The organism is Tardiphaga robiniae, assembly GCF_013359755.1.
In the GTDB taxonomy this organism is placed as follows: Bacteria; Pseudomonadota; Alphaproteobacteria; order Rhizobiales; family Xanthobacteraceae; genus Tardiphaga; species Tardiphaga robiniae.
In genome coordinates, this window is sequence record NZ_JABMCJ010000093.1 from 54,610 (window position 1) to 67,096 (window position 12,487).

At 62.7% G+C, this 12,487-nt stretch carries 8 protein-coding genes; 6 read left to right on the forward strand and 2 right to left on the reverse strand.

Going from position 1 to position 12,487, the window contains the following annotated elements; all coding sequences use genetic code 11:
* Positions 1–57: 57 nt before the first annotated feature.
* A complete protein-coding gene (locus HP556_RS24465; protein ID WP_175368893.1) occupies positions 58–3,258 on the reverse strand; it encodes an Rne/Rng family ribonuclease in 3,201 nt (1,066 codons plus the stop codon).
* A gap of 699 nt (positions 3,259–3,957) precedes the next feature.
* On the opposite strand from HP556_RS24465, the gene HP556_RS24470 reads away from it, so the two are divergent.
* From HP556_RS24470 to HP556_RS24490, 5 genes are all read left to right on the forward strand, one after another.
* A complete protein-coding gene (locus HP556_RS24470; protein ID WP_093759080.1) occupies positions 3,958–5,256 on the forward strand; it encodes an N-acetylmuramoyl-L-alanine amidase in 1,299 nt (432 codons plus the stop codon).
* 246 nt (positions 5,257–5,502) lie between these two features.
* On the forward strand, positions 5,503–7,995 hold the full coding sequence (locus HP556_RS24475; RefSeq protein WP_175368894.1) for a penicillin-binding protein 1A: 2,493 nt from the start codon (positions 5,503–5,505) through the stop codon (positions 7,993–7,995).
* A gap of 108 nt (positions 7,996–8,103) precedes the next feature.
* A protein-coding gene (gene prfB, locus HP556_RS24480) for a peptide chain release factor 2 (RefSeq protein ID WP_139285829.1) occupies positions 8,104–9,235 on the forward strand; the annotation gives its coding sequence in 2 pieces (ribosomal slippage) (positions 8,104–8,172 and positions 8,174–9,235; 1,131 coding nt in all).
* 3 nt (positions 9,236–9,238) lie between these two features.
* Positions 9,239–10,117, forward strand: coding sequence for an NAD(P)-dependent oxidoreductase (locus HP556_RS24485; protein ID WP_175368895.1), 879 nt, complete (start codon positions 9,239–9,241; stop codon positions 10,115–10,117).
* Positions 10,118–10,291: 174 nt separating this feature from the next.
* A complete protein-coding gene (locus HP556_RS24490; protein ID WP_246297915.1) occupies positions 10,292–10,675 on the forward strand; it encodes a hypothetical protein in 384 nt (127 codons plus the stop codon).
* An 84-nt stretch (positions 10,676–10,759) separates the two neighbouring features.
* On the opposite strand, the gene HP556_RS24495 is transcribed toward HP556_RS24490, so the two are convergent.
* A complete protein-coding gene (locus HP556_RS24495; protein WP_089264128.1) occupies positions 10,760–11,389 on the reverse strand; it encodes a helix-turn-helix domain-containing protein in 630 nt (209 codons plus the stop codon).
* Between the two features lie 228 nt (positions 11,390–11,617).
* Here HP556_RS24495 and HP556_RS24500 point away from each other — a divergent pair, with 228 nt between their 5' ends.
* Complete coding sequence (locus HP556_RS24500) at positions 11,618–12,487, forward strand: fumarylacetoacetate hydrolase family protein (protein ID WP_093758407.1); 870 nt, start codon at positions 11,618–11,620, stop codon at positions 12,485–12,487.

Consider the following 12,487-nt stretch of genomic DNA (forward strand, 5'->3'; position numbering starts at 1 on the left):
CACTAAAAAAGCCGCCCGGTTTTGCCGGGCGGCTTTTCGTTGTTGCGTTGAGAGCGCTTAGTCGTTGCCGAGGACGCGTGACCACCAGCCGGCTTTACGCGGCTGGCTTTCGACCGCGGGGGCCGGTGCAGCGGCTGGAGCAGGTGCCGGCTCCGGCTCCGGGGCTGTAGCGACGGGCGCTGCCGCGGGCTGTGGCTCCGGAGATGTCGAACCGAAGTTGACCTTTTCGCGGACCGTCGAGCGGCGGCGGGCTGCGGCTTTGTCATCTTCCTGCGGTGCCGCGGCTTCCTGAACGGGGGTAGGTGCTGCGACGGGAGCAGGAGTGACCGGCGTCGGCTCGGGCACGGCTGGAGCGAACATTGGCACGGCGTTGTGACGGCTCTGTTCGGCCTCTGGCTGTGGCGCTGCATAGGACGTCACGGCGTCCGAAGCTGCGTGCTGGTGCGGCTGTGCGTCGTTACGCGTGTCCTGACCTTCGAGATCGGCCACAGCATCGCTGGCTTCCGAGCTCTGCGTCGGTCCGAGTTCATCGGAAATCGATCCGGCCAGACCTTCGTCGTTACCACCACGCCGACGGCGTCCGCCACGACGACCACGGCGACGCGGACGTCGCTCGCCATCGGCCGGCTGGTCGGCGCGGGCTTCACGGGGCTGATCGTCGGCCTCGTCGTCTTCGCCTTCGCTGTCGTCGCCAACGGTCTCGACGTTACCTTCGACCGCGCCCTCAGCGGCGGTCTGGAACTCGCCGCCCTCGCGACCGGGAGCGCCGCCTTCGCGTGCCTCACCAGAGCGACCGCGACGGCGCCGACGGCGCTTGCGCTTGCGCCCATCGCTGTCTGCATCGCCGGTGGCGCTTTCACCCGAGGTCTCGTCGTCGGTGAGACCTTCGGTCTCCTCGGTTTCGATTTCGGCTTCCGTCTCGAACAGATCTTCGTCGTCGAAGGGTTCTTCTTCCAGCGGCGGCGGGAAGGCTGCGACCTGCGCTGCGAGCAGCGCCTTGGCAGCTTCCAGCGTGTGGACCTGTTCGCCGCGGTCGATCACGAAGGACTGCTGACCGCTGACATTCGGATCGGCGATGACGGCGAGGGTCACCTTGAAGCTGTTTTCGAGATCGCGCAGATGGCCACGCTTGTGGTTCAGCACATAGAGCGCGACATCGGTGCGGGTGCGCACGATCAGGTTATGCGTGGCGCCCTTCATCAGGATTTCTTCGAGGCCGCGCAGCAACTGCAGGGCCACCGACGACACCGAACGAACGTGGCCGCTGCCGCCGCAATGCGGGCAGATATCGGTGGAGCTCTCCAACACGCTGGCGCGGATGCGCTGGCGCGACATTTCGAGCAGGCCGAAATGCGAGATGCGGCCGACCTGAATGCGCGCGCGATCCTGGCGCAGGCAATCGCTCATCTTGCGTTCGACAGCGCGGTTATTGCGCTTCTCGTCCATGTCGATGAAGTCGATCACGATCAGACCGGCGAGATCGCGCAGGCGCAGCTGACGCGCGACTTCCTCGGCGGCTTCGAGATTGGTCTTCAGCGCGGTGTCTTCGATGTGGTGTTCGCGGGTCGAACGGCCCGAGTTCACGTCGATCGAGACCAGAGCTTCGGTCTGGTTGATGACGATGTAGCCACCGGAGCGCAGTTGCACGGTCGGCGAGAACATTGCGTCCAACTGGCTCTCGACGCCCATGCGCGAGAATAGCGGCTGGCCGTCGCGATACTGCTTCACCGCGCGCACATTGCTCGGCATCAGCATGTGCATGAAGTCGCGCGCTTCCTGATAGCCGGCTTCGCCCGCAACCTGGATTTCGTCGATTTCCTTGTTGTAGAGGTCGCGCAGCGAGCGCTTGATCAGCGAGCCTTCCTCATAGACGAGGGTTGGGGCCTGCGACTTCAGCGTCATGTCGCGGACGGTTTCCCACATCCGGATCAGGTATTCGAAGTCGCGCTTGATTTCCGGCTTGGTGCGCGAGGCACCGGCGGTGCGCAGGATGATCCCCATGCCTTCCGGCACGTCGAGGTCCGACACCACTTCCTTGAGACGCGAACGATCCTGTGCCGAAGTGATCTTGCGCGAGATGCCGCCGCCACGGGCGGTGTTCGGCATCAGCACGGCGTAACGGCCGGCAAGCGACAGGTAGGTGGTCAGCGCAGCGCCCTTGTTGCCGCGTTCTTCCTTGACGACCTGCACCAGCATGACCTGGCGGCGCTTGATGACTTCCTGGATCTTGTACTGGCGGCGCGGACGGAAGGCGCGCTCGGGGACTTCCTCGAGAACGTCGTCACCGCCGACGGATTCGACCTGATCCTCTTCGGCTTCTTCCTCGCCGTCGTCTTCGTCTTCCTCGTCGTCGTGTTCGTCGCTGTCAGCGGCAGCGGTGTGCTCACCCTCGGCACGCTCTTCGTGGTGAACGTCCTCGGCATGCGCCGCGTTCTCTTCGGCGTGAGCGGCCTGAATCTGTTCGTCATGCGCGTGATCATCATGCGCTTCGGCGGCGACTGGCGCCGGCGTCTCCGCAACGGCTTCGACCGGAGCAGGCGAGAAGCCTGCCGAAACAGGCTGTTCGGTCACAGGCTCGGATGCAACGACCTCGGACACGACGACCTCGGGAGCCGCAGCTTCGGCAGCGACGCTCTCGGACACGACCGGTGCGGCGGCATGATCGTGGTGATCATGGTCGTGCGCATGATCGCCTTCGGCGTGCTCATGCGCGTGGGTGTGCTCGTGTCCGTCATGGTCATGATGGTCGTGATCGGCGGCGTGATGCCCGTCATCATGGGCATGATCATGAGGATGGCTGTGGACCTCGAAGGCCGGATCGCGCGGCTGTTCGGCCTGCGACGGATCGACCGCTGTCGTATCGACGACATCGCTTTGCACCCGCTCGCCACGGTCGCGGCGACGGGAGTTGCGATGACGCGAGCGCTTACGGTTGGAGCGGTTTTCGGTCTCTTCCTCAGCTTCGCGATGGGCCCGTTCATCCGCCTCGATCAGCGCCTGACGGTCGGCGACCGGGATCTGGTAATAGTCCGGATGAATTTCGCTGAAAGCGAGAAAGCCGTGGCGGTTGCCACCGTATTCGATGAAGGCGGCCTGCAGCGACGGTTCGACGCGCGTGACCTTGGCGAGGTAGATATTGCCGCGAAGCTGCTTGCGCTGCGCAGTCTCGAAATCAAACTCTTCGACGCGATTGCCGCGAACCACGACAACCCGGGTCTCTTCCGGGTGGGTCGCATCGATCAACATTTTGTTTGGCATTTGGAAGCTCATGGAGGCGGACGGCGTGCGTGGCGGCAAGCGCGTATCGCGCGGCCGGGTGACGCAACGGTCCACCTGATTCGGGGGTGAGGGGAAGGCCGATACACAGCCCTGAACGCCGTGCCGATCGCGAGGTCAGTGCGGGGCGACGCGCGAGGCTTGGGCCTCGCATCGGCATAGTTCCCACCTGGGTCTCGGTCGGCATCACAGTCTGGCGCATCAAGCGTCGGCCCGTCTGAACATCTTGGCGGCAAAGGCGCCGCCTTTTGCTGACGTCCGGCGCGCCGCAGAACGCGGTCACCGGCTGTCGCATACTCCGCCCGTAAGGCCGGAATAATCGGTCATGAAGTGTCTAAAGCCGCCCCGGGAGCGAGAAAGGACCTGGGACCGGACACCGCCTGGGCTAAGACCGCCTCTCTGGGCAACCGCGCGCTGCGCTGGTTGTAGAGAGGAGGCCGGAAAACGCTGGATCCACCGATAGATGATCGGGGGAACGAGCGTTGCACCGGGAGGCTGAACGCGACACAACCGGGAGTTAAACCGTCAGCTCTTCGTACATACGAGGAATGGGGGTCGCATGCAAGGGAAGCGTCACAAGGCTGCAACACTCAGGCTTATTCGATATGGCCGACTTAAGCTCCGGTTAACCCTGCAATCCTATTGGGTTAATGAGGGGCTGCTTCGGAGGCAGTGGATTCGTTGACGAGCCGCGCAAACCACATCGTCAGGCTGGCCACGGTGCTCTTCAGTGCTGGTTTTGGGCTGTTTTGGTGTCCGAACTCCGCCCAGGCCGCCGGCGAGACGCCACGCGCGGAAGTGGAGGGTGTATTCCCGATCGCCTCCGACGTGCGCATCGCCGGTGACGAGAAACAGACCCGTTTCATTCTCGATCTCGACCGGAAGATCCCGCTGCGTGCCTTTGCGCTGGCTGACCCATATCGGGTGGTCATCGATCTTCCCCAGGTCAATTTCCATCTCGATCCCGGCGCCGGGACGGTCTCCCGCGGCCTGATCAAGGCGTTCCGCTACGGTCTGGTGATGCCGGGCGGGTCGCGCATGGTGTTTGACCTGACCGGACCAGCCAAGATCAAGAATTCCTACGCGCTCGATCCCGCTAACGGGCAGCCGGCGCGGATGGTGATCGAACTCGAATCGGTCGATCGCACCACATTCGTACAGGCGCTGGCGGTTGAGAATCGCCCGGATCTGCGACCGGCCGTCGGAACGACTGCTGCGGCATCTCCGGTTGCCACCAAGGTGGTCGCCAGCGCCGCGCCCGATGCCGCGCCGGACGCCCGTCCAGTCATCGTGATCGATCCCGGTCATGGCGGCATCGACAACGGCACCCAGGCTGGCGGCGAGAGCGAGAAGGGGATCGTGCTGGGTTTCGGTTTGGCCCTGCGTGACCGTCTGGAGAAGCTCGGCAAATACCGCATCGTGATGACCCGCGCCGACGATACGTTCATTCCCCTGGATGAACGGGTGAAGGTGGCGCGCAACCAGTCGGCCGCCTTGTTTGTCTCCATCCATGCCGACGCATTGCCGCGCGGCGAGGGCGATGCGCAGGGCGCTACTGTTTACACACTGTCCGACAAGGCCTCCGACGCGGAGGCGGAGCGGCTGGCAGACTCGGAAAACAAGGCGGACGCCATTGCCGGCGTCAATCTGACGGAAGAGCCAACCGACGTCGCCGACATCCTGATCGACTTGGCGCAGCGCGAAACCCGGACCTTCTCGAATCGCTTTGCTCGGCTGGTGGTGGGCGAGATGAAGACCACGGCGCGGATGCACAAGCATCCCCTGAAATCGGCAGGTTTCCGCGTGCTCAAGGCCCCGGACGTCCCCTCAGTGCTGATCGAACTGGGTTACGTGTCCAACAAGGACGATCTCCAGCAACTGATGTCCGAGAACTGGCGCTCCAAGACTGTCGGGGCAGTCGCCAAGGCGATCGACGGGTTCTTCTCCAAGCGGATGGTCTCTGCCGGCCCGGGAAACTGACGACCGGAACTGAAAATGACAAATCTTTCAGTACGAAAGCCTTGGTCTTCAGTATGAAAGCCCTAGTTTGGCCACAGCCGGCGCTCTATAAAAAATTCCGAGCGGCCGTCAGAATCGGTCAAGACTGACGGCCATTTCGGGTTGTCTCCTTAGCTGATTTTTGCCGCGGGACTTGTTGCTGACTTCGCGCCCATGGGGCCGCCGTATGCTATATTGCGGCACAGCGATTGAAACGGATCGTCGATAATGCGTCTGCTGGTACGGTTTCTGGGTTTCTTGTTCGCTGCAGGAACCGTGGTGTTTCTGGTGGGCGTCGCCGCCGCAGCCGGGCTGATCTGGCATTACTCCAAGGACTTACCAGACTATTCGCAGCTTCAGGATTATGAGCCGCCGGTCATGACGCGCGTCCATGCGGCAGACGGTGCACTGCTTGGCGAATACTCCAAGGAGCGCCGGCTCTATCTGCCGATTCAGGCCGTGCCGAAGCTGGTGATCAACGCGTTCCTCGCGGCCGAAGACAAGAATTTCTACGAGCATGGTGGCCTCGATTATTCGGGCATGGCGCGCGCGATGGTGCTTTACGCGCAGAACCTTGGCTCCAACCGCAGGCCGCAGGGCGCGTCGACGATCACGCAGCAGGTTGCGAAGAACTTCCTTCTGACCAACGAGGTCTCCTTCACCCGCAAGATCAAGGAAGCCTTGCTGGCGATGCGCATCGAGCGCACCTATTCGAAGGACAAGATCCTCGAACTGTATCTCAACGAAATCTATCTCGGCCTCGGTGCCTATGGCATCGCCGCCGCCTCGCTGGTCTATTTCGACAAGTCGGTGAACGAACTGACCGTCTCGGAAGCAGCGTATCTCGCAGCTTTGCCGAAGGCGCCGTCGTCGCTGCATCCGATCAAGAACCGCGACCGTGCCATCGAGCGCCGCAACTATGTGGTTGATCGTCTGCTGGAGAACGGCTGGATCAAGCAGGCCGATGCCGACAAGGCGCGCAAGGAGACGTTGAGCGTCACCGGCCGCAACAGTTCGGGTCACATCTTTGCTGGCGAGTATTTTGCCGAGGAAGTGCGCCGCGACATCCTGGAACGCTACGGCGAAAAGAAGCTCTATGAAGGCGGTCTCTCGGTCCGCACCACGCTCGATCCCAAGCTGCAGGTAATGGCGCGCAAGACCATGACCAACGGCCTGATCAATTTCGACGAGGTGCGTGGCTGGCGCGGGGCGACCAACAAGATCGATATTTCCGGCGACTGGGGCGTGAAGCTCGCCGAGGTCAAAGCGCTGTCCGACATCGCGCCGTGGAAGCTCGCGGTCGTGCTGGATGTCAGCGATCAGTCGGCACGGATCGGCTTCCAGCCGGGCCGTGAACTCGGCGGCGCCGTGCTCAAGGATCGCCAGACCGGCATCCTGACGCTGGACGGCGTGCGCTGGGCCAAGCCCGCGGCCGGACCGACGAAGGGCAAAACACCGACGGCCGTGTCGCAGGTTTTGGCCGCTGGCGACGTGATCTATGTCGATCCGCTCACAAACAAGGACGGCTCGGTCGTCGAAGGCCAGTTCCGGCTGCGGCAGTATCCGGAAGTGTCCGGCGCCATGGTTGCGATGGATCCTTTGACCGGACGTGTGCTTGCCATGGTCGGCGGCTTCTCGTTCGACCAGAGCCAGTTCAACCGCGCCACGCAGGCCTACCGTCAGCCCGGCTCATCCTTCAAGCCACTGGTCTATTCGGCAGCGATGGACAATGGCTACACGCCGTCCACCGTCGTGGTCGACGCGCCGATCGAGATCGATCAGGGGCAGGGCGCCGGGGTGTGGCGTCCGGAAAACTATTCGACCGGCAAGTACTTCGGCCCCGTGACCCTGCGTAATGCATTGATGCGCTCGCTGAACACTGTGACAGTGCGACTGGCGCAGGACGTCGGCATGCCGCTGATCGGCGAATACGCCAAGCGGTTCGGCGTCTATGATGAATTGCCGAACTACCTCTCCTACGCGCTCGGCGCCGGTGAAACGACCGTCATGCGGATGGTGACGGCCTATTCGATGTTCGCCAATGGCGGCCGCCGCGTGAAATCGACGCTGATCGACCGTATTCAGGACCGCTACGGGCATACGATCTTCAAGCACGACCAGCGCGAATGCCGCGGCTGCGACGCGCCGGAGGGTTGGAAGAACCAGGCCGAGCCGCAGCTCGTCGATCGCCGCGAGCAGGTGCTCGACGCCATGACCGCCTACCAGATCACTTCGATGATGGAAGGCGTCGTGCAGGGCGGCACCGCGACCGTGCTCCGCGAAGTCGGCAAGCCGATCGCCGGCAAGACCGGCACCACCAATGACGAGAAGGATGCCTGGTTCATCGGCTTCTCGCCTGACGTCGTCGTCGGTATCTATGTCGGTTACGACAAGCCCCGGAACCTCGGCAACAAGGCCACCGGCGGTGCGCTGGCTGCGCCGATTGCGAAGGACTTCATGAAGCTTGCGCTCGCCGACAAGCCGGCTGTGCCGTTCCGCGTGCCTGCTGGCATTAAGCTGATCCGCGTCGACGCCAAGTCGGGCATGCGCGCCGGACCGGGCGATGGCGGTCGCACCATCCTCGAGGCCTTCAAGCCGGGCACCGCGCCGCCGGACAATTACTCTGTGATCGGTGTCGCCGATGCGGACGGTCGTTCGCTCTCGGTGTCGCCGGAAACCGACCGCAGTTTCATGCGACCGGGAACGGGCGGCCTGTATTGAGGCTCATCTGACCCACAGCAGATCCTTGCGGATTGCGCTTTGCCGCGCACGCCGCTACATCCCGATCACCATTCGTATTGCGGCTGATGCCGCCAGATCAGAGTTTCCATGCGCGCTGAAATCGAACGCCTCGTAGAAGAGATCAAGCAGTCAGTCGGGCTGCTGAGGAGGCATCTTTGACGTCGATGCATCCACGGCACGACTTGCAGAGCTGAACGCTCTCGCCGAAGACCCCAATCTCTGGAACGACCCGCAAAAGGCCCAAAGGCTGATGCAGGAGCGCACCTCGCTAGAGGATTCGCTTCAGGGCATCGGCAAGGTCATGCGCGAACTCGACGATAATATCGAAATGATCGAGCTTGGCGAGGCCGAGGGCGATCAGGGCGTGGTGACCGAAGCCGAGAATGCGCTCAAGGCGCTGAAGAAAGAGGTCGCACGCCGCGAGCTGGAAGCGCTACTCTCTGGCGAGGCCGATCGCTTCGACACCTATCTCGAAGTCCATGCCGGCGCCGGCGGCACCGAGAGCCAGGACTGGGCCTCGATGCTGCTGCGCATGTATACGCGCTGGGCTGAAAAGCACGGTTTTAAGATCGAGTATCTCGAAGAGACGCAGGGTGAAGAAGCCGGCATCAAATCGGCGACGATCCAGATCTCCGGCCACAATGCCTATGGCTGGCTGAAGACCGAAGGCGGCGTGCATCGTCTGGTGCGCATCTCGCCTTACGACTCAAACGCCCGTCGTCACACCTCGTTCTCAAGCGTTGCGATCTTTCCGGTCGTGGACGACAGCATCAAGATCGACATCAACGAATCCGATGTGCGCGTCGATACGATGCGTTCAGGTGGCGCCGGCGGTCAGCACGTCAACAAGACGGAGTCGGCGGTGCGTCTGACGCATATTCCGAGCGGCGTGGCCGTGGTCTGTCAGGCCGGCCGTTCGCAGCACAAGAACAAGGCCCAGGCCTGGGACATGCTGCGCGCGCGTCTTTACGAGATCGAGCTGAAGAAGCGCGAAGAGAAGGCTGCAGCCGATCAGGCCGCCAAGACCGATATCGGCTGGGGTCACCAGATCCGCTCTTACGTGCTGCAGCCCTATCAGATGGTGAAGGACCTGCGCACTGGCGTGCAGACGTCGGACACCTCAGGCGTGCTCGACGGCGACCTTGACGAGTTCATGGCGGCGACACTGGCGCAGCGCGCCTTCGGCACATCGCCAGGCGCCATCGACGACGTGGACTGAGCCATGCCCCATGTTGCGTTCATCGGTTTGGGACGCATGGGGCACGGCATGGCCGGCTGCTATCTCGAAGCCGGCTTCAGCGTTGCCGTCTGGAATCGCAGCAGGGCGAAAGCAGAAGATCTGATCGCACGTGGCGCACGCTGGGCAGCTTCGCCGGCGGATGCAGCCGAAGGCGCCGATGCCGTCGTCACGATGGTCGCCGATGACGAGGCTTCACAGACTGTGTGGCTCGGCATTGATGGTGCCGGGCGAACCGCGAAGGCGGGCGCGCTGGCGGTCGAATGTTCGACAGTGTCGCACCAGCACGCGCTCGACCTTGCCAAGGCGCTGCAGGATCGCGGCCTGATCTATATCGATAGTCCGGTCACCGGTCTGCCGGATGCGGCTGCGAGCGGCAAACTCACGCTGCTGGTCGGCGCGGATACTGCGGACCTCGACAAGGCCCGGCCGTTCCTGGCGCCGATCGGATCGACGATCCGGCATTTCGGCCCCGTCGGATCGGGTACAGTTTACAAGCTGATCAACAACCTGATGGGCGCGATCCATATAGCTGGGCTCGCCGAAGGTCTGGCCATTGCAGAACATGCCGGGCTGGACATGAAGCTGGTGTTGGAGTCCATCGCGAGCGGCGTCGCGGCAAGCCCACAGGTGCTGCGACATGCGCCGCGAATGGTGGCGCGCGATTATTCAGGCGCATCCTTCACCGCTGCACTGCGCCATAAGGATGCGGCCTATGCGGTGAGATTGGCGGAGCAGCTTTTGCAGGCGAGGCCCCTGGTCGGCGCAGCGGCTGTTGAAGCCTATGAAAAGGCGAAGGCTTTCGCGCCAGACGATGACGAAGCCAAAATGATCGAGCTCATCTCGCAACCGAGAGACGGCTGAGTAAGCTAACCCGCCCGCCAAAGTCTGCGGCGTCTTGAAACAGTCGCGTCGCTGCGCGGCCGCTTCCGTTCTTCTTGTCACCCGATATCATCCGCGTGCCGGAACTCAACATCCGGCGCTGGCTTATCCTGACGCCGCATGTCGCGGTGTCACGAATTCAACGGGGTGTGGGGCATGAAGAAGATCATTCCAATTCTTGCTGTTGGCGTTGCATTGATGCTGGGCGCCTGCGGCCGCGATCCCGGACCAGCAGGTCCGAAGGGCGAAACCGGCGCGCAGGGGCCGGCCGGCCCGCAGGGTGCGCAAGGCGTTCAGGGCATTCCCGGCGCGCAGGGACAGGCGGGTGCACAGGGACCGCAAGGTCCGCAGGGTACGCCCGGCGCCAAGGGTGACAAGGGTGATGTAGCACCAGTGAGCTTCCGCGCGGTGCAGGCAGATGGCGCGATTAGCTGCGAGGCGACAGAGACGCTGGTGTCCGTTGTCTGCCCGAGTGGCGGCGCACCGGATGGCACCAAGTGCACCACGACGCCAACCGTTGGTCTCTGCCTGAAGAAGTAATTGTGTGGCAGATTGAAATCGGCTGCTAGCCAACAGGACCCTCGCTCGCAGGTGAGCGAGGGTCTTCAAACTTGCGGACGCGTGCTAGGCCTTGCCGTCGCTGCGTCGTCCGTAACTCGGAGGCACCGAAATCACGAGATAGTATTCACACCGGCGCGCAGTCTTGTTCTCGAACCAGTGCTCGACGTCGACTTCGAAATACAGCGAGTCACCCTCATCCAGAACCGTCTCGGTATCCTTGGTGCGCACGGTGACGCGTCCGTGCGTGGCAAGGACGTGTTTGGATGTGCCCTGCGGGTAGGCGGGCAATTTGCCGGTCGAGGTTTTCGGGGGCAGGTGATGCAGGACGACTTCCACTGCCATGCCGGCCATGACGGGCGACAGCAGGAAGCGCTCGAAGCCCGTCTTTGAATCGCGAAAGATCTGGCGTTGATCCTTGCGCACCACAGCGAAGGCGCGGCGCGGCGCGTCGTCGTCGCCCATCAGCGTCGAGAACGATGTTTCCAGAGCCAGCGCGATACGTCGCGCGACCCCGATCGTCGGGCTCTTCTCGCCGCGCTCGACTTTCGACAGCATCGCCCGACTGACACCGGACTGCTTGGAGAACTGCTCCAGGGTCAGGTTGGCCTGTTCACGCAATATGCGAACCCGATCGCCGAATGCGCGACTGACGGGGTCTTCACGAACGACCTTCCGCGTCGCCGGTTTCGCCATATCGGGTGCTGCTCCAATGTCATTCGCGGATGTAATCCGCCGGTGATTCCATCTTAGGCGCCGTTGCCCGCCATGTCACATCCTGCTGCGGCAGATGACCGCGTGCGTCTTCTAAAGAATAAATAGCCGGGATGATCAGCTTGCCAAAATCTTCTATCGAAGATAGGTGTATCTTTAGAAGATGCCGGCGATCCGTTCGCCGGACAAGCAGACATATCAGGAGGAAGAATGCACCTTGTTACTTTCCTGCATGAGGGCCGGGCCACGGTCGGCATTGCAGATCAGGCGCTCACTCAGGTCTCGCCGCTGCCGCGCGACGTTGCCCCCGATATGATTGCGCTAATTGCCAATTTCGATAGCCTGAAGGGTACGCTTACCGCTTCAGCGGGCGCGCCCCTTCCTATCGCCAGCGTTGAGCTTCTTGCGCCAATCCCGCGCCCGGCACGCAACGTGTTTTGCGTTGGCAAGAACTACCATGAGCACGCGAAGGAATTCGCGGGCAGCGGTTTCGACTCCTCGGCAAAGGAAGTCGTGCCGGAAGCGCCAGTCATCTTCACGAAGCCGTCGAGCACGGTGATCGGTTCCGGCAAGTCGATTCCGAATTATCTCGATCCGACCGACAGCACCGACTACGAAGGCGAGCTGACGGTCGTCATCGGGCGTGGCGGCCGCGGCATCAAGAAGCAAGACGCGCTGGCGCATGTGTTCGGTTACACGATCATCAATGACGTCACGGCACGCACGCTGCAGCACAAGCATCGTCAGTGGTTCATCGGCAAGGGCATCGACGGTTTCTGCCCGATGGGTCCGGCGATCCTGACCGCTGACGAGATGCCCGACCCGACGAAAATGCGACTGACGACATCCGTCAACGGCGAAAAGCGCCAGGATGCGTCGGTGACCGATCTCATCTTCGACATTCCGACGCTGATCGAGACGCTCTCGGCAGGGATCACGCTGGAGCCGGGCGATCTGATCGCGACCGGAACGCCGGCTGGCGTCGGCCTCGGCTTCACGCCGCCGCGCTTCCTGAAGAAGGGCGACGTGGTTACGATCGAGGTTAGCGGCATCGGCAAACTCGAAAACCCGGTCGGCTGA

Bases quoted from the DNA above. Each gene is read 5' to 3' on its own strand.
- HP556_RS24465 (WP_175368893.1), bottom strand. From the start codon at position 3,258: ATGCCAAACAAAATGTTGATCGATGCGACCCACCCGGAAGAGACCCGG.
- HP556_RS24475 (WP_175368894.1), top strand. From the start codon at position 5,503: ATGCGTCTGCTGGTACGGTTTCTGGGTTTCTTGTTCGCTGCAGGAACC.
- HP556_RS24485 (WP_175368895.1), top strand. From the start codon at position 9,239: ATGCCCCATGTTGCGTTCATCGGTTTGGGACGCATGGGGCACGGCATG.
- HP556_RS24490 (WP_246297915.1), top strand. From the start codon at position 10,292: ATGAAGAAGATCATTCCAATTCTTGCTGTTGGCGTTGCATTGATGCTG.
- HP556_RS24495 (WP_089264128.1), bottom strand. From the start codon at position 11,389: ATGGCGAAACCGGCGACGCGGAAGGTCGTTCGTGAAGACCCCGTCAGT.
- HP556_RS24500 (WP_093758407.1), top strand. From the start codon at position 11,618: ATGCACCTTGTTACTTTCCTGCATGAGGGCCGGGCCACGGTCGGCATT.